The 18,954-nt window shown below is 74.6% G+C and carries 15 protein-coding genes and 1 riboswitch; of the genes, 11 read left to right on the forward strand and 4 right to left on the reverse strand.

The genetic code is table 11. The features are described 5' to 3' along the window. Positions 1-85: 85 nt before the first annotated feature. From ACFYYR_RS22975 to ACFYYR_RS22990, 4 genes are all read left to right on the forward strand, one after another. Positions 86-1,444, forward strand: a complete 1,359-nt coding sequence (locus tag ACFYYR_RS22975; protein WP_388856541.1) for a M16 family metallopeptidase — start codon at positions 86-88, stop codon at positions 1,442-1,444. Between the two features lie 11 nt (positions 1,445-1,455). Continuing rightward, positions 1,456-2,823 (forward strand): M16 family metallopeptidase, encoded by a 1,368-nt coding sequence (locus ACFYYR_RS22980; RefSeq protein WP_388856954.1) that lies wholly within the window; start codon positions 1,456-1,458, stop codon positions 2,821-2,823. 327 nt (positions 2,824-3,150) lie between these two features. Beyond that, a riboswitch (cyclic di-AMP (ydaO/yuaA leader) is annotated at positions 3,151-3,309 on the forward strand. Between the two features lie 13 nt (positions 3,310-3,322). Next, on the forward strand, positions 3,323-4,117 hold the full coding sequence (locus ACFYYR_RS22985; protein WP_388856544.1) for a M23 family metallopeptidase: 795 nt from the start codon (positions 3,323-3,325) through the stop codon (positions 4,115-4,117). Between the two features lie 208 nt (positions 4,118-4,325). Then, complete coding sequence (locus ACFYYR_RS22990) at positions 4,326-5,033, forward strand: GntR family transcriptional regulator (protein WP_351505036.1); 708 nt, start codon at positions 4,326-4,328, stop codon at positions 5,031-5,033. A gap of 269 nt (positions 5,034-5,302) precedes the next feature. On the opposite strand, the gene ACFYYR_RS22995 is transcribed toward ACFYYR_RS22990, so the two are convergent. Continuing rightward, the gene (locus ACFYYR_RS22995) at positions 5,303-5,584 is read right to left on the reverse strand and encodes an HPr family phosphocarrier protein (protein ID WP_388856548.1); all 282 of its coding nucleotides are present in this window, start codon (positions 5,582-5,584) and stop codon (positions 5,303-5,305) included. A gap of 118 nt (positions 5,585-5,702) precedes the next feature. Between ACFYYR_RS22995 and ACFYYR_RS23000 the strand changes: the two genes are divergently transcribed. The 4 genes from ACFYYR_RS23000 (at position 5,703) to ACFYYR_RS23015 (ending at position 11,218) form a co-directional block, all read left to right on the forward strand. Next, complete coding sequence (locus ACFYYR_RS23000; protein WP_388856551.1) at positions 5,703-8,510, forward strand: GNAT family N-acetyltransferase; 2,808 nt, start codon at positions 5,703-5,705, stop codon at positions 8,508-8,510. Between the two features lie 169 nt (positions 8,511-8,679). Then, entirely contained in the window at positions 8,680-9,267 is a 588-nt protein-coding gene (locus ACFYYR_RS23005) for a DUF5998 family protein (protein ID WP_351505042.1), read from the forward strand. Continuing rightward, positions 9,267-10,466: an alkaline phosphatase family protein gene (locus ACFYYR_RS23010; protein WP_388856555.1), complete on the forward strand. Its 1,200-nt coding sequence runs from the start codon at positions 9,267-9,269 to the stop codon at positions 10,464-10,466. Before ACFYYR_RS23005 ends, ACFYYR_RS23010 begins: the two co-directional genes overlap by 1 nt. Before the next feature lie 68 nt (positions 10,467-10,534). Continuing rightward, the gene (locus ACFYYR_RS23015; protein ID WP_388856558.1) at positions 10,535-11,218 is read left to right on the forward strand and encodes a thymidine kinase; all 684 of its coding nucleotides are present in this window, start codon (positions 10,535-10,537) and stop codon (positions 11,216-11,218) included. A gap of 82 nt (positions 11,219-11,300) precedes the next feature. Here ACFYYR_RS23015 and ACFYYR_RS23020 read toward each other — a convergent pair whose 3' ends face one another. Next, positions 11,301-11,792, reverse strand: coding sequence for a MarR family winged helix-turn-helix transcriptional regulator (locus tag ACFYYR_RS23020; protein ID WP_388856561.1), 492 nt, complete (start codon positions 11,790-11,792; stop codon positions 11,301-11,303). Positions 11,793-11,828: 36 nt separating this feature from the next. Here ACFYYR_RS23020 and ACFYYR_RS23025 point away from each other — a divergent pair, with 36 nt between their 5' ends. After that, positions 11,829-12,983, forward strand: coding sequence for a hypothetical protein (locus ACFYYR_RS23025; protein ID WP_388856564.1), 1,155 nt, complete (start codon positions 11,829-11,831; stop codon positions 12,981-12,983). Between the two features lie 99 nt (positions 12,984-13,082). Here the strand turns inward: ACFYYR_RS23025 and ACFYYR_RS23030 are convergent, their stop codons facing one another. After that, positions 13,083-13,847 (reverse strand): GNAT family N-acetyltransferase, encoded by a 765-nt coding sequence (locus ACFYYR_RS23030; RefSeq protein ID WP_388856567.1) that lies wholly within the window; start codon positions 13,845-13,847, stop codon positions 13,083-13,085. A gap of 452 nt (positions 13,848-14,299) precedes the next feature. Here ACFYYR_RS23030 and ACFYYR_RS23035 point away from each other — a divergent pair, with 452 nt between their 5' ends. Continuing rightward, positions 14,300-17,002 carry a hypothetical protein gene (locus ACFYYR_RS23035; RefSeq protein WP_388856570.1) on the forward strand — a complete coding sequence of 901 codons (2,703 nt, stop codon included), beginning with the start codon at positions 14,300-14,302 and terminating at the stop codon, positions 17,000-17,002. Between the two features lie 49 nt (positions 17,003-17,051). Here the strand turns inward: ACFYYR_RS23035 and ACFYYR_RS23040 are convergent, their stop codons facing one another. Beyond that, positions 17,052-17,816, reverse strand: a complete 765-nt coding sequence (locus ACFYYR_RS23040) for a VOC family protein (protein WP_388856573.1) — start codon at positions 17,814-17,816, stop codon at positions 17,052-17,054. A gap of 260 nt (positions 17,817-18,076) precedes the next feature. Between ACFYYR_RS23040 and ACFYYR_RS23045 the strand changes: the two genes are divergently transcribed. Beyond that, positions 18,077-18,913 carry a sulfurtransferase gene (locus ACFYYR_RS23045; RefSeq protein WP_388856576.1) on the forward strand — a complete coding sequence of 279 codons (837 nt, stop codon included), beginning with the start codon at positions 18,077-18,079 and terminating at the stop codon, positions 18,911-18,913. Positions 18,914-18,954: the final 41 nt, after the last annotated feature.

Consider the following 18,954-nt stretch of genomic DNA (forward strand, 5'->3'; position numbering starts at 1 on the left):
CCCGGCCGTCCGGGAACTTCGCCAGGCGTCACCCCGCTTGCATACAGTGGCAGCATTTCTCCCCCCAGCGATCGAAGGGACGTACATGCCGATGGGTCACACGGCCACGCAACAGGCCGGCTCCGGCGGCCTGACAGCGACCGAGCACCGACTGGCCAACGGCCTGCGGGTGGTGCTCTCCGAGGACCACCTCACCCCGGTCGCCGCGGTGTGCCTCTGGTACGACGTCGGGTCGCGCCACGAGGTCAAGGGCCGTACGGGTCTGGCTCACCTCTTCGAGCACCTGATGTTCCAGGGCTCGTCGAGCGTCCCGGGCAACGGCCACTTCGAGCTGGTGCAGGGCGCCGGCGGCTCCCTGAACGGCACCACCAGCTTCGAGCGGACCAACTACTTCGAGACCATGCCCGCCCACCAGCTGGAGCTCGCGCTCTGGCTGGAGGCCGACCGCATGGGCAGCCTGCTCACCGCGCTGGACGAGGAGAGCATGGAGAACCAGCGCGACGTCGTCAAGAACGAGCGGCGCCAGCGCTACGACAACGTCCCGTACGGCACCGCCTTCGAGAAGCTGACCGCGATGGTCTACCCCGAGGGCCACCCGTACCACCACACCCCGATCGGCTCGATGGCCGACCTGGACGCCGCCTCGCTGGAGGACGCGCGGAACTTCTTCCGCACGTACTACGCGCCGAACAACGCGGTGCTCTCCGTCGTCGGCGACATCGACCCCGAGCAGACGCTCGCCTGGATCGAGAAGTACTTCGGCACCATCCCCGGCCACGACGGCAAGCAGCCGCCGCGCGACGGTTCGCTGCCCGACGTGCTCGGCGGGCAGCTGCGCGAGGTCGTCCAGGAGGAGGTGCCCGCCCGCGCCCTGATGGCCGCCTACCGGCTGCCGCACGACGGGACCCGGGAGGCCGACGCCGCCGACCTGGCGCTGACCGTGCTCGGCGGCGGCGAGTCCTCGCGGCTGCACAACCGGCTGGTCCGCCGCGACCGCACGGCCGTCGCCGCGGGCTTCGGCCTGCTCCGGCTCGCCGGTGCGCCCTCGCTCGGCTGGCTGGACGTGAAGACCTCCGGCGGCGTCGAGGTGCCGGTCATCGAGGCCGCCGTCGACGAGGAACTCGCCCGCTTCGCCGCGGAGGGGCCGACGCCCGAGGAGATGGAGCGCGCCCAGGCCCAGCTGGAGCGCGAGTGGCTGGACCAGCTCGCCACCGTCGGCGGCCGCGCCGACCAGCTGTGCCGCTACGCCGTGCTGTTCGGAGACCCGCAGCTGGCGCTGACCGCCGTCCAGCGGGTCCTGGACATCACCGCCGAGGAGGTGCAGGCCGTGGCCGCCGCCCGGCTGCGCCCGGACAACCGCGCGGTCCTCGTCTACGAGCCGACCGCCCCCGCCGACGACGACACCGCCGCCGACGACACCGCAGACCAGGAGGCGGACCGGTGACCGACGCCACCATGACCTTCCACCCCCAGCCGCAGGGCGGCATCGCCAAGCCGTGGGCCTTCCCGGCCCCCGAGCGCGCCACCCTGCCCAACGGCCTCACCGTGCTGCACTGCCACCGGCCCGGCCAGCAGGTGGTGGCCGTCGACATCAACCTCGACGCCCCGCTGGACGCCGAGCCCGAGGGGCTGGACGGGGTCGCCACGATCATGGCCCGGGCCCTGTCCGAGGGCACCGACAAGCACACGGCCGAGGAGTTCGCCGCCGAGCTGGAGCGCTGCGGCGCCACGCTCGACGCGCACGCCGACCACCCCGGCGTCCGGGTCTCCCTGGAGGTCCCCGCCTCCCGGCTGGCCAAGGCGCTCGGGCTGCTCGCCGACGCGCTGCGCGCCCCGGCGTTCCCCGACGGCGAGGTCGAGCGGCTCGTCGCCAACCGGCTGGACGAGATCCCGCACGAGCAGGCCAACCCGGCCCGCCGCGCCGCCAAGGAGCTCTCCAAGGAGCTCTTCCCGGCCTCGTCCCGGATGTCCCGCCCCCGGCAGGGCACCGAGGAGACCGTCGCACGCATCGACGCCGCGGCCGTCCGGGCCTTCTACGAGGCCCACGTCCGGCCCGCCACCGCCACCGCGGTGGTCGTCGGCGACCTGGCCGGCACCGACCTCGCCGCGGTGCTCGGCGACACCCTGGGCGCCTGGACCGGCGGCCCCGCCGAGCTGCGCCCGGTACCGCCGGTGACCGCCGACGACACCGGCCGCGTGGTGATCGTGGACCGGCCCGGCGCCGTGCAGACCCAGCTGCTGATCGGCCGCATCGGCCCGGACCGGCACGACCGGGTGTGGTCGGCCCAGGTGCTCGGGATCTACTGCCTCGGCGGCACCCTCACCTCCCGGCTCGACCGGGTGCTGCGCGAGGAGAAGGGCTACACCTACGGCGTGCGGGCCTTCGGCCAGGTGCTGCGCTCCGGCCCCGACGGCACGGGCGCCTCGCTGCTGGCCATCAGCGGCTCGGTGGACACCGCCTCCACCGGCCCGGCGCTCGACGACGCCTGGAAGGTGCTGCGCACTCTCGCGGCCGAGGGCCTGACCGACGCCGAGCGGGACGTCGCCGTGCAGAACCTCGTCGGGGTCGCGCCGCTGAAGTACGAGACGGCCGCGGCCGTCGCCGGCACTCTCGCCGACCAGGTCGAGCAGCACCTGCCGGACGACTACCAGGCACAGCTCTACGCCCGGCTCGCCGAGACCGGCACCGTGGAGGCGACGGCGGCGGCCGTCAGCGCCTTCCCGGTGGACCGGCTGGTCACCGTGCTCGTGGGCGACGCCTCGCAGATCGAGGAGCCGGTGCGGGCGCTCGGCATCGGCGAGGTGAAGGTGGTCGGCGGCTGAGCCGACCCGGCCCGGAGGCGGTGAGCGGGGAGGGTGCGTGCCCAACCCGGCGGTCCGCCGGGCCCGTTGCGGCGACGCCGCCCCAAGGGGCTTGTCCCCGGGGCCGGCTGACGCCGCGTCGGTCCGTTCCGGCGGACCGTGACACGACAGCGAACCCCGGTGCCGGGTACGGCACCGGGGTTCGGTCGTATGCCCGTTTTGTAGGTGAGGGCGAGTGTTCTCCTGTGGTGTGTGCAACAAAGATCGGCATTTCTTTGGCGATTGAAAGATGTCCCGTTTAGCGTCGGTGCGGCTGTTCGGTCGGACACCGGCCGCACCCGCGGCACCGGACAGTCATCGCCGAGTCCCCGTACGGCGCGAGCCAGGGGAGCCGGGGACCCGTGCGCAGTCCCTGGGGTGAATCGGACGCCTCTCCGGAGGGGTCCGTAGGAGACCTTCCTGCTCCGAACCCGTCAGCTAACCCGGTAGGCGAGAAGGAAGGAAAGGAGCACGCCGCCCCATGGCGTTCACCCGTGCCACCGGGAAACACCGCCGTCCGAGCCGCATGGCCCGCTCCGGCGCGAACATCGCAGGCATAGCCGCGCTCACCGCCGCAGGCGCCGTCACCTCGGTCGCCACGCCCGCGCTCGCCGCGCCCGGGGAGACCCCGGCGCCCGAGGAGACCGGGCTGCGCCAGGCGATCGTCGCCGGGGACACCCTCGCCGACACGATCGACGCCCAGGCGGAGGCCCAGCAGGAGGCCGCCGACGCGGCCGCCGCCAAGGCCAAGGCCGAGGCCGAGGCGAAGAAGCGGGCCGCCGAGGCGCGGCGCGAGGCCGCCGCCAAGGCCGAGAAGGCGCGCGAGGCCAAGGAGCGGGCCGCCCGCGAGGCCGAGCGCAAGCGTCTCAACACCTTCGTCCTCCCCGTTGAGGGCAGCAGCGTCTCCACCGGCTATCAGGCCTCCGGCGGCGCCTGGTCCTCCGGCAGCCACACCGGCATCGACTTCCACGCGTCCACCGGCACCTCCGTCCACGCCGTCGGCGCGGGCGAGGTCGTCGAGGCGGGCTGGGGCGGCGCCTACGGCAACAACGTGGTGATCAAGATGAAGGACGGTACGTACACCCAGTACGGCCACCTGTCCTCCATCGGTGTCTCCGTGGGCGAGACGGTCACCCCGGGGAAGCAGATCGGCCTGTCCGGCAACACCGGCAACACCACGGGCCCGCACCTGCACTTCGAGGCCCGTACCTCTCCCGACTACGGCTCGGACATGGACCCGGTCGCCTACCTCCGGTCGCACGGCCTCAGCCTCTGAGGCCTCGGGCCGCCGCCGGGCCGCACGGCAACGCCGGTCCGGCACGTCCAGCGGAGTTCGCCGGTCCGGCCTGTCCGAAAGACAACGCCGGTCCGGCGGTACGCATCGGAAACGCCTCCGCATTGCCATAGAGTTCCTGAACGGGGCGGCGCCGAATTGTGCTTCGCCCTTCACCTTTCACAGGAGGTCGGGCGATGCGGGGGCGACGGTGAACGGCAATACGCTGCCGACGGCCGGCAAAGGAATTCCGGCGCACGCGGTGTGCCAGGCGATCCGGGACGACATCGTCTCCGGTGCGCACCCGCCCGGCAGCCGGCTCACCGAGGAGGTGCTGGCCCGCCGGTACGGCGTCTCCCGGGTGCCCGTGCGGGAGGCCCTGCGCACGCTGGAGTCCGAGGGGTTCGTGACCACGCGCCGGCACGCCGGTGCCTGTGTCGCCGAGCCCACCGCGCAGGAGGCGGCCGACCTCCTCGACATGCGGGTGCTGCTGGAACCGCTGGGCGCCGCCCGTGCCGCACAGCGCCGCACCGAGGCCCACCTCAAGGTGTTGCGCGGACTGGTCCGGCTGGGCCAGGAGCGGGCCCGCCGGGGGCACACCGCGGATCTGCGGCCGCTCGGCGACTGGTTCCACGAGACCCTCGCCCAGGCGTCCGGCAGCCCCAGCCTGGCCTCGCTGCTCACCCAGGTCCGCCGCAAGGTCACCTGGGTGTACGCGGCCCATCCGCCGGTCCGCAGGGCCGAGTCCTGGCAGGAGTACGGGGCGGTCACCGACGCGGTGGCGCGGCGTGACGCGGACCGGGCCCGCGCGCTGATGGCCGCGCACGCCGAACGTTCCCTGGCGGCCTACCGACTGCGCCGGCCCTTTCCGGTGAGAAATCCGAAACAACCCGTCAACACGCTGAGCGCGGGGAATTAACAGAATTCCGGTACCGGCGGGCGGGAATTCGGTCCGCGCATTCCCGTCGGACGGGAAGGGGAACGGGAATCGGGACGGGGACGGAAAAGGGCCGGGCCGCGGCGCCCCTCCGAGAGGTTCACCACGGCCCGGCCGTGCACGCATGTCCCCGGCGGTCCGCACAGTGGCGGCCCGCACGTCGGCGGTCTGCACGGTGTCCCTTCCCGCGGCGGCCGCGCGCCGGACACCCGCAGGGCCGCCCACCGGGGCGGACCTGGTGCAAGGACCCCTCAGACGGTCTCCGGGAGCTCCTCCAGCCCCTCGGCGACCAGCTTCGCCAGCCGGTCCAGAGCGGCCTCGGCACCGTCGGCCTCGGAGGAGAGGACGATCTCCTCGCCGCCCTGGGCACCCAGTCCCAGCACGGCCAGCATCGAAGCGGCGTTGACCGGGGTGCCCTCGGGCTTGGCGATCGTCACGGGGACGCCGGAGGCGTTCGCCGCGCGAACGAAGATCGAAGCAGGCCGGGCATGCAGGCCCTCGGCCCAGCCGACAGTGACGCGGCGCTCAACCATGGTGTTGCCCTTCGGGTCGTGGCGGTCTTCAGATGGGACAGTTGTCTAGACCAGACGCGGCCAGTCTCTCACGGCACTTCCGGTGCTCCCCGCGGCCCTGCGCCCGTAGGCTTGGGCCATGGAACTGCCGTCGGAGCACGCCTACCCGACCCACTGGGAAGCCGACGTCGTGCTGCGTGACGGCGGCACCGCCCAGATCCGGCCCATCACTCCCGATGACGCCCAGCGCCTGGTGAGCTTCTACGAGCAGGTCTCGGACGAGTCGAAGTACTACCGCTTCTTCGCACCGTACCCCCGGCTCTCCGATCGCGATGTGCGCCGGTTCACCCACCACGACTACGTGGACCGGGTCGGCCTGGCGGCGACGGTGGGCGGCGAATTCATCGCCACCGTGCGGTACGACCGGATCGACGAGCGGGGCATGGCGGCGTCCGTCCCCGCCGACGAGGCCGAGGTCGCCTTCCTCGTCCAGGACGCCCACCAGGGCCGGGGCGTGGCCTCCGCGCTCCTGGAGCACATCGCCGCGGTCGCCCGCGAGCGCGGCATTCGCCGCTTCGCCGCCGAGGTGCTGCCCGCCAACACCAAGATGATCAAGGTGTTCACCGACGCCGGGTACACCCAGAAGCGCAGCTTCGAGGACGGGGTGGTGCGGCTCGAGTTCGGTCTCGAACCCACCGACCGGTCGCTCGCCGTGCAGCGCGGCCGGGAGCAGCGGGCCGAGGCCCGCTCCGTGCAGCGGCTGCTCGGTCCGGGCTCGGTCGCGGTCATCGGAACCGGGCGGCGGCCCGGCGGCGTCGGGCGCTCGGTGCTGCGCAATCTCCTCGACGGGGGCTTCACCGGCCGCGTCTACGCGGTCAACCACGCCTTCCCGGACGGCACCACGGAGCTGGAGGGGGTCCCCGCCTGCCGCTCGGTGAAGGACATCGACGAGCCGGTGGACCTCGCCGTCGTCGCGGTGCCCGCCGAGCACGTGCCGGCGGTGGTCGCCGACTGCGGCGAGCACGGCGTGCAGGGGCTGGTGGTCGTCTCCTCCGGCTACGCGGAGAGCGGGCCGGAAGGCCGCGACCGGCAGCGCGAACTCGTGCGGCAGGCACGCTCGTACGGGATGCGGATCATCGGGCCCAACGCCTTCGGCGTGCTCAACACCGACCCCGGGGTACGCCTCAACGCCTCCCTCTCGCCCGAGCTTCCCCCCGCGGGGCGGCTCGGCCTCTTCACCCAGTCCGGCGCGATCGGCATCGCCCTCCTCTCCGGCCTGCACCGGCGCGGCGGCGGGCACGTCGGGATCTCCACCTTCGTCTCCTCCGGCAACCGGGCCGACGTCTCCGGCAACGACTTCCTCCAGTACTGGCACGACGACCCGAACACCGATGTGGCGCTGATGTACCTGGAGTCCATCGGCAACCCGCGGAAGTTCACCCGGCTCGCCCGGCGCACGGCCATGGTCAAGCCCGTGGTCGTCGTCAAGGGCGCCCGGCACAGCGGCAGTGCGCCCACCGGCCACGCCGTGCCCACCACCCGGATCCCGGACGCCACCGTCTCCGCGCTGCTCCGGCAGGCCGGGGTGATCCGGGTCGACACGGTCACCGAACTGGCCGACGCCGGGCTGCTGCTCGCCGGGCAGCCGCTGCCCGACGGCCCCCGGGTCGCGATCCTGGGCAACTCCGAGTCGCTGGGCCTGCTCACCTACGACGCCTGTCTGACCGAGCGGCTCCGCCCGCTCCCGCCGCGCGACCTCACCACGGGCGCCACCCCGGACGACTTCCGCGCCGCGCTCTCCGCGGCGCTGGCCGACGACCTCTGCGACGCGGTCGTGGTCACCGCCATCCCCTGGGTCGGCGACGACGGCCCGCCGGACGGCGGGTACGGCGGCCGGGCGCTGGCCGCCGCGCTGCGCGAGGCGGTCGCCGCGAGCCCCGTCCGCAAGCCGGTGACCGTGGTCCACCTGGAGATCGACGAACTCGTCGGCGCGCTCGGGGCGCCGCTGGACGGACCGCCCGAGGGCGAGCCGGACGGCGCCCGCATCCCCGCCTACCCCGCCGCGGAGCGGGCCGTCCGGGCCCTCGCCGAGGCCGTCCGGTACGCCCAGTGGCGGCGGCAGGCCGCCGAGACCGGCCGGGTGCCGGAGTACGACGACATCCAGGAGGCGGAGGCCGGGTCCGACATCGATCTGCTGCTCGGCAGCGGGGCGGACGGCCCGGCCGCCGCCGAGCGGCCCGGCGGCGCGGCGATGCCCCGCAGCACGCCCCTGGGCCCCGCCGACGCGGAACGGCTGCTCGCCCGGTACGGCATCGCCGTGCGGCGCACCCTGCCCGCCCCCGACCCGGACACCGCCGCCGCTGCCGCCGCCCGCCTCGGTTACCCGGTGGCCCTCAAGACCACCGCCCCGCACCTGCGGCACCGCGCCGACCTCGGGGGAGTCCGGCTGGACCTCACCAGCGAGAAGGAGCTCCGCCGGGCCCACCAGGAGCTGACCGACTCCCTCGGCAAGGCCGAGGAGCTCTGGCCCGTCGTGCAGGCCATGGCCCCGCGCGGGGTGGACACGGTCGTCCGGGCCGCCATCGACCCGTCCGCCGGTGCCGTGCTCTCCTTCGGGCTCGCCGGAGCCCCCTCGGAGCTGCTCGGCGACACCGCCCACCGGCTCGTCCCGGTCACCGACCGGGACGCCGCCGAGCTCATCCGGTCCATCCGGACCGCCCCTCTCCTCTTCGGCTGGCGGGGCTCCCAGCCGGTGGACACCGACGCGCTGGAGGAGCTCCTGCTGCGGGTCTCCCGGCTGGTGGACGACCACCCCGAGGTCGTGGCCGTCGATCTGGAGCCGGTGGTGGTCGCCCCGCACGGGCTCACCGTGCTCGGCGCCTCGGTGCGGCTCGCCCCGCGCCCGGCCTCCCCGGACCTCGGCCCGCGCCGCCTCCCCGCGTACTAGCGGTACCGCAGGCCGCCCGCCCCCGCTCCGTAACGCCCGGGACCACCGGCCCCCGCGCCCACGGGGTGTCCGCCCGCCGGGAGCGAGCGGACACCGGCCCGGCGCCGGGCCGTCCGCCGCCCGGCAGGGGGAGGGCCCGGTGCCCCGTTCGCCCCTTAGGATGGGGGCCATGGCGAAGACCGGTACGACGACCCAGGGGCTGCGCGCGGCGATCGAGCGCAGCGGCTACTACCCGGCCCTCGTGGCCGAGGCGGTGGAGGCCGCCGTGGGCGGTGAGCCGGTCACGTCGTACCTGGTCCACCAGGAGACCACCTTCGACGCGAACGAGGTCCGCCGCCATGTGACGGTGCTCGTCCTCACGGGCACCCGCTTCATCGTCAGCCACACCGACGAGCAGGCCGCCGACGGCACGTCCCCGTCGCCGTACGCCACCACCTCCACCGAGTCCGTCCGGATCGACCGGATCTCCTCGGTCGTGCTGAGCCGGGTCGTGGCCAACCCGGAGTCCTACACTCCGGGAGCCCTGCCCCGCGAGGTGGTGCTCACCATCGGCTGGGGCGCCGTCAGCCGGCTCGACCTCGAGCCCGCGGCCTGCGGCGACCCCAACTGCGAGGCGGACCACGGCTACACCGGCTCCTCCACCGCGGACGACCTCAGCCTCCGGGTCAGCGAGGCCGGTGACGGCCCCGACTCGGTGCGGCAGACCCTGGCGTTCGCCCAGGCCCTGTCCGAGGCCACCGTGGCGTCCGGCCGCTGATGGTCCAGCCCGCCACCGCCGGCTCCGCCTGGCCGGAGCCCGCGCCCCTCGACCCGCGCACCGCCCCCGTCCCCGACTACGGCAGCGGCACGCTCGCGGAGCTGCTGCCCACCCTCGCCGCCGGCCAGGGCGTTCCGGGGCTGGCCGCCGGGCTGGCGCTGGAGCCCGCCGACCGGGTCTGCGTCTTCCTCGTCGACGGTCTCGGCTGGGAGCTGCTGAAGGCGCACCCCGACGAGGCGCCCTTCCTGACGAGCCTGCTGGCGAGCTCCCGCGGCGGCACCGGAGCCCCGATAGCCGCCGGCTTCCCGTCCACCACGGCGACGTCGCTGGCCTCCGTCGGCACCGGTCTGCCGCCCGGTGAGCACGGACTGCCGGGGTACACCGTGCTGGATCCGGACACCGGCGCCCTGATGAACCAGCTGCGCTGGCGGCCCTGGACCGACCCGCACCTCTGGCAGCCGTACCCGACGGTCTTCCAACTCGCCGACGCCGCCGGAGTGCACACGTGCCAGGTCTCGGCGCCGGACTTCCAGCACACCCCGCTGACGAAGATCGCGCTGAGCGGCGGCACCTTCCACGGGCGGCTCACCGGTGAGGACCGGATGGACTTCGCCGCGGCCCAGCTCGGCGCCGCGGACCGCTCGCTGGTCTACACGTACTACAGCGAGGTCGACGGCAAGGGGCACCGCTTCGGGGTGGACTCCGACGCCTGGCGCGGCCAGCTCATGTACGTGGACCGGCTCGCGCAGCGGCTCGCCGAGCAACTGCCCCCGCGTTCCGTCCTCTACGTCACCGCCGACCACGGCATGATCGACCTCCCGTTCGACCCGGACTCCCGGATCGACTTCGACGAGGACTGGGAGCTGCGCGCCGGAGTCGCCGTGCTCGGCGGTGAGGGCCGTGCCCGGCACCTCTACGCCGTGCCCGGCGCGGCCGGCGACGTGGCCGCCGTCTGGCGCGAGGTGGTGGGGGACCGGATGTGGGTGGCGACCCGCGAAGAGGCCATCGACGCCGGGTGGTTCGGCCCGCACGTCGACGAGCGGGTCCGCGGCCGGATCGGCGACGTGGTCGCCGCGGCCTGCGACGACGTCGCCATCGTGGCCTCGGAGACCGAGCCGAACGAATCGGCCATGGTCGGCCTGCACGGCTCGATGACGGCCGTGGAACAGCTCGTGCCGCTCCTCGAAGTCCGTACCTGATCCCTCCCGCGGGCCCCGCCCGCCGTCCGCCCGCTCCCGCGCACCACCCGAAAGGCCCTGCCACTCCCATGCCCGAGCTGGTGTTCTTCTCCGGAACCATGGACTGCGGAAAGAGCACCCTCGCTCTGCAGATCGAGCACAACCGCTCGGCGCGGGGCCTGAAGGGCATGATCTTCACCCGGGACGACCGGGCCGGCGAGGGCAAGCTCTCCTCCCGCCTCGGGCTGGTGACGGACGCGGTCGAGGCCGGGACCGGGTTCGACTTCTACGCCCATCTCGTCGGCCACCTCTCGGCCGGCGGCCGGGCGGACTACGTCATCGCGGACGAGGCGCAGTTCCTGGAGCCCGAGCAGATAGACCAGCTCGCCCGGGTCGTCGACGACCTCGAACTCGACGTGTTCGCCTTCGGGATCACCACCGACTTCCGCAGCAAGCTCTTCCCGGGTTCGCAGCGGCTGGTGGAGCTCGCCGACCGCATCGAGGTCCTCCAGGTCGAGTCGCTGTGCTGGTGCGGTGCCCGGGCCACGCACAACGCCCGTACCGTGGGCGGCCGGATGGTCGTGGAGGGCGCGCAGGTGGTGATCGGCGACGTCAACCACGGGGAGGACGAGGTGGGTTACGAGGTGCTGTGCCGCCGCCACCACCGGCGCCGGACGACCTCCGCCGCCGCGCGGGCGGCCGCGCTCTCCCCGGATGTGCTGCCGGTGGACGCGGTGGACGCGGTGGACGCGGTGGACGCCGGCCGGCGGTAGGACACGCCCCGTCAGGCGCCTGCCCGTTCCGGCCCTCGGGCGGCCCCACGGTGGACGCCCTGCGTTTCCGTCGGGCCACGCCCTAGCTCTGCACCTCGCGGACCCAGGCCGTCAGCCCCGCGAGGAATCCCGCCCGCTCCACGGGCGACAGCCCCTCCAGGGCCCGCAGCAGCGGCTCGACCCGCCGGACGATGAAGGTCTCCAGCGCCGGGCGGTACTCCTCGGCCAGGGACACCAGCACCCGGCGGCGGTTCGCCGGGTCCTCGCCCCGGACCACGATCCCGGCCCGGCTCAGCCCGCCGACCAGCTCGCTGGCGGTGGGCAGCGACACATGGAGCCGGCGGGCGATGTCGCCGACGGTCAGCGGCGGGCCGGCCAGCAGATGGGGCAGCACGGCGCCGTGACGCGGCGTCAGCCGGTGGGTCTCCATCGCGTCGCGGAGCGCCTCCGGCATGAGGTCCCGGACGACGGCGCCGCGGTAGAAGGGCTCCAACAGCGGGACGAGACCCACGACTTCGATCTCCTCGGCGGTCGGTCTCCGGACCGCCTTCCGCTCACTGGACTCCTGGCGCATACTACGCAGTGTAGATGGTTTGGATATCCAAACTGTTTGAATCTTCGAAGGGTGCTGCGCATGCCGTCGATCAGCTACAGCGATGCCGTCAACGATGCCCTGGAACGGATGGACGACCTCGGCTACGAGCGGGGGCAGGGGGTCGACCTCGCCAACCACGGCCCGATGGGGGCCGAGGCGCTCGCCCTGCTCGGGCAGGAGGACGAGGTAGCGCGCTGGGTGGGGCGCTACCGCCGCGCCATGGAGCACCACGAACCCCCGGCCGCCCGCTTCGCCCTGGACCCCGCGGACGAGTCCTCCTGGCGTCCGGCGCTCGGGGACTTCCGCCGGGCCGGTGACTGGGAGCGGCTCTTCACCCGCGAACTGGCCGAAGCGCACTGGCGGGACGTCCTCGTCCGCTGGTGGCCCCGGCTGCTTCCGGGGCTGTTCGCCGGACTGACCCACGGCCTCATCCGCACCGCCCACGCGGTCCGCGCCCTCTCCGCGTCCGGCCGGCCGACCCGGCTGCAGCGGGACGAGCTGGCGCGCGGGCTGGCGTACTGGGCCGCCCGCCACACCGTGCTGCCCGGCAGCCCCCGGCTCACCGGCCACCGCGAGCTGTCCGCCGCCGTGGCGGAGCTGCCCCGGGTACCGGAGGAGGGCGGGTTGGGACCGGGCACCGCCCGCGCCCGGCTGGACGGCCTCTCCGGCCTTCCGGGGTACCACGAGGCGCTGGAGTGGCCAGCCGCGGAGCACGCCCCACGACTGCTCGGCGAGATGACGCTGCAGTTCGCCGACGTCTATCTCGGCCATCCCGAGGTGTACCCGGTGCCGCTGGTCCACGGTGTCACGGCGCCGGCCGCGGCGCGCATCGTGCTGCCGCACCTGCCGTACGAACTGCACGGGCCCACCCTGGCCCGGCTGTGGCAGGTGCAGGCCGCCTTCCTGCTCGCCTTCACCACCGACCGGCGCGGGGAGGGCACGGCCGCCTGGCGTTCGGAGGTGCCGGAGCCGCCCCCGATCGCCGAACTGGGGGCGCGGGCGGCCGAGCACGGCGACGAGCACGTCATCAAGTTCACCGAGGCATGTCTGCGCGAATACGCCCTGCGGCCGGACCCGCGCTACCCGGCCGCCGCCTTCGCCGCACAGCGGCGCATCACCCCGCTGGACGCCGGCGGTGGGGTCGGCGGAGTACGGCCCGGTACGCCGTAGCCCCGGCGGAACCGGGGCCGCGGGGCGTTACCGTACCGGGCCGCCGCCGCATCATGCGGCCGTGGCCCGGCGGCGGATCCACCCCGTCGGCGCCCCCGGTCAGTACGGGGTGACCAGGCGCGCGGCCACGCAGGGGTCCTCGTTGCGGTAGCCGAGGCGGTTGTAGAGGCGGTCGGCCGGGGCGTTGTCGGCGAGCTGCCACAGGGTGCAGAAGCCGTCCCGGCGCACGGCGCAGCGGGTCAGCCACGAGGTCAGCGCCGCACCGAGGCCCTGGCCGCGCACCCCGGCGTCGGTCGCGACGGACGCCATGAGCGGGGCACCGCTGTCCCGCAGGCTGCTCATGGCGCCGCAGGCCACCAGCCGTCCGTCGGCCTCGCGGATGCCGGCCCACAGCCGGACGTCCGAGGAGCCGGGGCCGGTCGAGTGCGCGGGGCTGTGCTCGTTGAGGAAGGCCAGCAGCTCGTCGTGGTGGCTCTCGTCGAGCTCGACCACCCGGTGCTCGGCCGGGTGGACGGCCGGTTCCTCCACGGTCCAGCGGAAGATCCACTCGATGACGTCGGTCACCGCGAGATGGCGGCCGACCAGCCGGTCGGTGCCCCGGGGCCCGGTGAACTCCCGCACCCGGTCGGGCAGCTCATGGGCGGCGCGCAGCACCAGCCCGGCGGCGGCATCCGGTTCGCCGACGCTCCACACGTGCCCCCGGGCATCGTCGAGCCAGGCGGCCGCGCCGTGGCCGGACCAGCTGATCCGCCCGTCCGGCCGCTGCCGGGCGGCACCGAACCGCAACAGCGCGGAACCGGCCTGGAGCTCCAGGCCCTGGTCGAACAAATCCGTGGACCGGGGAACAAGAGTCGTTGCCTGCATCGCTCCTGACCAAGGACGTAGGGGCACGGCGGAGCCGGGCGCGCGCGGGCACGGCCGGATCCGCTGTTCTGGGTATGGGGGAGCCCCGGCGGCGGCGCGCGGGCGCGCCCGGCCGAGCGGGACGGCCTACTGTGGCACACCGCCCCTGGCCCGGAGCAAATCCGGAGGAGGGGCCTCCGGCCCGTTACCGGGCGTTGTACCGGAGGCGGTCGCGGGGACACCGGGGGAGCCGCCGGGACGGCGGCCCGGACGGTTCCCGGTGCCCCGCCACGGCCGGGCTCCGCGCCGCAGCACGTCCCGGCCGCGAGCACCGGACCGTGGTCCTCGGACCACCGAGGGTTGTCCTGGAAACCCCGAAGTTCCGGCGATTCGCGTGATGTATGTCTCTATAGTGCTCCCCAGGTCCGGCGCCGGACCCGGGGCGGGCGCCGTTGGGGGACGGGGAGTCGCGTATGGACGAGCAACTGGACGCCGCGCTGGCACAACTGGTGATCCGGGACCGGCTGCGACGGCGGGGACTCCGGTTCTCCCGGCGGTCCGGCGGAGCCCTGGTCCTTCAGCTCGAAGGCCCGGAGAGCACGGTGCGGCCCTGGCCCGAGCAGTACCACTCCCGCTACCGGGGCGTGCTTCCGGTCAACAGCCCGGGCGGCGTTCCCGCCGAGAACGCGGGGGAGAAGGAGCTGGCCGCCGCGCTGCTCGCGGTGGCCCAGGGCTGCGGTTACGACGGCCGTCCGGCCTACCGGCTGCCCCTGGTGTTCCCCCGCTTCGCCGCCGCCTTCGCCGCGCTCTACGTCTGGGAGCCGGTACCCGGCCACACCGAGGCCGAGCAGGTCGACGAGCTGGCGCACATGGTCCGGCAGGCCATCGCCAAGGAGCGCCGGCACGTCCTCACGGAGTTACGCCGGCGCTTCCAGGGGCTGCCCCGGCCGGAGAACGCCCCGCAGCAGGTGAACTGGCTGGTGTCGCTGGGCGGCTGGGCCGTCGACGCCCTGCGGTTCCCGCACTACCGCACCGTCCGCTGGTACCGGCGGAAGCGGTTCGGCGCCCTGGAACTGCGCACCTCGCGCGAGGTGTTCCGGGAACTGCACAAGCGGCGCGGCACCGCGCCGGCCGACAAGCGGCTGCTGCTGGTCGAGGCGCTGCTCGCGGACATCGACGCGCACTACGGCCTCTTCCGCCGGCTCAACCGGGCCCGCCGCCCGGTGATCCTGCTGCCGGACGTGGACACCGCCCCCGACCGGCGGGCCGTCCGGGACACCCTGCTCACCGCGTACGACGGCCGCTCCCGCGCTCTGCGGGTGTACCCCGTGGTGGTGGCCACCTCGGCGCCGGGCGCCGCCCCCTCCCCGCAAGTGCCGAACGAGCCGGTCCCCGCGAGCGGGCTGCGGCACGCCGTACCGGCCCTGTTCCACGCCCGGGAGACGGCCGCCGAGGAGCGGCGGCTGGGCCGGGACGTACCACTGCCCGGACGGCTCCTCCAGGTCACCACGGGCCCCGGCCGGGCCGCCGGACACCCGGGCGCGCCGACGGCCGCACGGCGCTACGGCCGGCTGGGGCCGGTCACCGTCGCCGGCCTCGTGCTGGCCGTGCTCGCGGGGCTGGGCCGGGGCGGTTCCCTCCTGCTCGGGCCGGACGGCCCCGAGAGCTGCGGCGAGGGGCTGCAGGTGCACGGCAAGGACTGCGTGGGCGTCTCGGACGGCACCGGGGTCTTCATGCCGGACGCCGAGGGGATGGCCGAGGTCTCCGCCCGGATCGAGGCGGAGAACCGGCGGATCGCCGGTACGAAGCACGCGACGGTGGCCCTGCTGATCCCCCTGGAGTCGAGCAACGCGGCCGTCCGGAAGCAGATCCTGAGCGAGGTGCAGGGCGCCCACCTGGCCCAGCTGAGGGCGAACGCCGCCGACGGGGCCAAGCCTCCCGTCCGGCTGGTCCTGGCCAACCCGGGCCGCAGCTACCGGCTGTGGCGGCACACGGTGGACCGGCTCGTGGCGACCGAGCCCGGCCTGCGGGTGATCGCGGGCTTCAACCTCAGCCTGCGGGCCACCCGGGACGCCATGTCCCATGTGACGAACCGGCTGGGCATCCCCGTCGTCGCCAGCGTCGTCACCGCGGGCGACTTCGCCAACCCCGAGGGCCGGGGCCGGGACGAGGACCCCTACCCGGGGCTGGTCCGGGCCGTGCCCACCAGCCGGGACCAGGCCCGCGCCCTGCTCGACTTCGACCCGGAGCTGGCCGGGGCCCACACCGCGCTGGTCGCCGACACCCGGCCGAACGACAGCTACAACGCGTCGCTCTGGACGACCTTCACCGAGGCCCGGGGCGGCCGTCGGCAGGGTGGCGGGGCCGGGGTGCAGGACATGACGTTCGCCTCGCCCGGACGCGAGAAGGCGGGCGTCACGCCCAACGAGTTCGAGGACTTCGCCCGCAACATCTGCCAGTCCAACGCCCGCGTGGTGTACTTCGCCGGACGCGCCTTCCACCTGGAGCTGTTCGTCAAGAAGCTGGCCGGCACCTACTGCACCGGCAAGAAGTCCTACACCGTGATCACCGGCTCCGACGCGACGACCCTGGGGCAGCGGCTGGACCGGGACGAGCGCGCACTGCTCCGCGGGGACGCCGGCGTGGGCAAGCCCTCGGTGTCCGTCCGGTACACGGCGCCCGCCCACCCCGACGCCTGGGACGTCGAGGCCCGGCGGTGGCGGGAGAAGGCCGCGCGGCACGGCTCGAAGCCGCGCCGCGAGGACCTGCCCCGCTACCTCGCCGAGCCCCAGGACGCCATGAAAGCCCTGCGCGCGGACATCGCCGCGGCGGGCAACATCGGCCCGGTGCAGCTCGACGACGGCCGCACGATCACCACCCACGACGTGGTCCTCACCGCCGCCGAGGGGCTCGCCAAGGCGGCCGCGATCAGCAAGACGGAGGTCCCGCCCCGGGAGCGGATCAAGCAGGACTTCGCCCATCTGAACCTCGCCTCCCGGGTGCAGGGCGCCAGCGGCTGGATCTGCCTGACCAACGCCGGCAATCCGTACGACAAGGCCACGTTCGTGGTCCGGCTGGACCCGGCCTCCACCCGGCTCACCTTCGAGGGCGTGGGCTGGCCCGAGGGCCGGGTGCCGCAGCGCAACTGCGCGGTGCCGCAGATGCCGGACGACTGACGGCCGGGGCGCGGGTCGCGCGCTCCGGCCGCCTCGCGCCACCGGTGAGCTACGAACGCGCCGCCAGCACGGTGAAGACGGCGCCCTCCGGGTCGGCGACCTCCGCCGACCTCCCGGCCGCGCCGTCGCCCGGCGGCCGGACCACCCGGCCGCCGAGCTCGGTCACCCGCCGGGCCGCCGCGTCGGCGTCCGCGACCGCGAACGACGTCATCCAGTACGGGCCGCGTTCGCGCGGCAGGGCCGCCCCCAGGCCGTGCACCGCGGCGACGGGCCGGCCGTCCAGCAGCAGCGCGTGGCGGTCCGGCCCGTCCGCCGCCGGCTCGAACCCGAAGACCGCCGCGTAGAACTTGGCCGCTGTCCCGGACTCCCGGGTGAACAGCTCGCTCCGGACCGGGGTGCCGGGATCGCCGGCCGCCTCCGTCCCCCGGTGCTCCCTGCTCTGCCAGGCACCGAACACCGCGCCCGTCGGGTCCGCGGCGATCACCAGCCGGCCCGCGGCGCCCGCGTCCAGCGGCCCGACGCCCACGGTGCCGCCGCAGCACCGGATCCGGTAGGCGGTCGCATGGGTGTCCTCGGTGGCCAGATACGTCGTCCAGGCGACGGGCAACTCCCGGTCCGGGGGCAGCACCCCGATCCCGGCGACCACCCGGCCGCCGAGCAGGGCCTGTGCATACGGCCCGAGTTGCGGGGGCCCCGGGCTGAACGTCCAGCCGAACAGGGAGCTGTAGAAGTCCTGGGTGGCGGTCAGGCTGTGCACCATCAGGCTCACCCAGCAAGGCGTACCCGGTCTGTGGTGGGTCTCGGCCTCGGTCATGGGCATTCTCTCCTCGGACCATCGTGGTGGTCGTGCGGGATCCGGGCGTGCGCCGTCCGGGCGGACGCCCCATCAGATGCTGGCACCGCTTCCGACACGGCACGCCGGGGCCGCGCCGCGACGGCCGGGCCGGTCCGGACCGGTGACCGTTTTGCCACGCGGCATCCGTTTCCCCGGGAGAACCTTCCGGTGCCCCTCCGCCGTGTGCCGGTTCTCCCGGCAGCATCCGGCGCAGCCGCCGCTACGCAAGGATGGGAACCATGAATGCCATCATCACCGCATCCGCCCTGGAGCGGGAGACCGCCGGCCCGCGCCCGCCCGTGCTGCTCGACGTCCGTTACGAGATGGGCGGCCCGCCCGGACGCCCCGTCTACGAGGCCGGGCACCTGCCCGGCGCGGTCTACATCGACCTGGAGACCGAACTCGCCGGCCCCCCGGGGAAGAACGGCCGCCACCCGCTGCCCGAACTCGCGGTCTTCGCCGGTGCGATGCGCCGGGCCGGGGTCGGCGCGGACCGCCCGGTCGTGGTCTACGACGGCGGCAAGGGCTGGGCCGCGGCCCGGACATGGTGGATGCTGCGCTGGTCCGGCCACCCCGACGTCCGGGTGCTGGACGGCGGATTCGCCCACTGGAGCGCCGAGGGGCGGCCGCTCTCCACGGACGTACCGGTGCCCGCGGAGGGGACGTTCACCCCGGAGCCGGGAGCGCTGCCGCTCCTCGACGCCGACGACGCGGCGGCCCTCGCGCGGTCGGGCGTGCTGCTCGACGCCCGGGCCGCGGAGCGCTACCGCGGCGAGGTGGAGCCGATCGACCCGGTCGCCGGGCACATCCCCGGGGCGGTGTCGGCCCCCACGATGGAGAACGTCGCGGCGGACGGCCGCTTCCTGCCCGCGGCCGAACTGCGCAAGCGCTTCGACGCGTTGGGCGCGGACAGCGGCGCACAGGTCGGCGTCTACTGCGGCTCCGGGGTCTCGGCCGCGCACCAGGTGCTCGCCCTGGCGGTGGCGGGCCTTCCGGCCGCGCTGTACGTGGGCTCGTGGAGCGAGTGGACCGCGGACGCGCAGCGTCCGGTGGCCACCGGCCACGAACCCGGCTGACGCGCGCCGGCGCGCCAAGGGGGCCGTGGCCACGGTGACGT

The organism is Streptomyces sp. NPDC001922 (assembly GCF_042891165.1).
GTDB lineage: Bacteria > Actinomycetota > Actinomycetes > Streptomycetales > Streptomycetaceae > Streptomyces.

Bases quoted from the DNA above. Each gene is read 5' to 3' on its own strand.
- ACFYYR_RS22975 (WP_388856541.1), top strand. From the start codon at position 86: ATGCCGATGGGTCACACGGCCACGCAACAGGCCGGCTCCGGCGGCCTG.
- ACFYYR_RS22980 (WP_388856954.1), top strand. From the start codon at position 1,456: ATGACCTTCCACCCCCAGCCGCAGGGCGGCATCGCCAAGCCGTGGGCC.
- ACFYYR_RS22985 (WP_388856544.1), top strand. From the start codon at position 3,323: ATGGCGTTCACCCGTGCCACCGGGAAACACCGCCGTCCGAGCCGCATG.
- ACFYYR_RS22995 (WP_388856548.1), bottom strand. From the start codon at position 5,584: ATGGTTGAGCGCCGCGTCACTGTCGGCTGGGCCGAGGGCCTGCATGCC.
- ACFYYR_RS23000 (WP_388856551.1), top strand. From the start codon at position 5,703: ATGGAACTGCCGTCGGAGCACGCCTACCCGACCCACTGGGAAGCCGAC.
- ACFYYR_RS23005 (WP_351505042.1), top strand. From the start codon at position 8,680: ATGGCGAAGACCGGTACGACGACCCAGGGGCTGCGCGCGGCGATCGAG.
- ACFYYR_RS23010 (WP_388856555.1), top strand. From the start codon at position 9,267: ATGGTCCAGCCCGCCACCGCCGGCTCCGCCTGGCCGGAGCCCGCGCCC.
- ACFYYR_RS23015 (WP_388856558.1), top strand. From the start codon at position 10,535: ATGCCCGAGCTGGTGTTCTTCTCCGGAACCATGGACTGCGGAAAGAGC.
- ACFYYR_RS23020 (WP_388856561.1), bottom strand. From the start codon at position 11,792: ATGCGCCAGGAGTCCAGTGAGCGGAAGGCGGTCCGGAGACCGACCGCC.
- ACFYYR_RS23030 (WP_388856567.1), bottom strand. From the start codon at position 13,847: ATGCAGGCAACGACTCTTGTTCCCCGGTCCACGGATTTGTTCGACCAG.
- ACFYYR_RS23035 (WP_388856570.1), top strand. From the start codon at position 14,300: ATGGACGAGCAACTGGACGCCGCGCTGGCACAACTGGTGATCCGGGAC.
- ACFYYR_RS23040 (WP_388856573.1), bottom strand. From the start codon at position 17,816: ATGACCGAGGCCGAGACCCACCACAGACCGGGTACGCCTTGCTGGGTG.
- ACFYYR_RS23045 (WP_388856576.1), top strand. From the start codon at position 18,077: ATGAATGCCATCATCACCGCATCCGCCCTGGAGCGGGAGACCGCCGGC.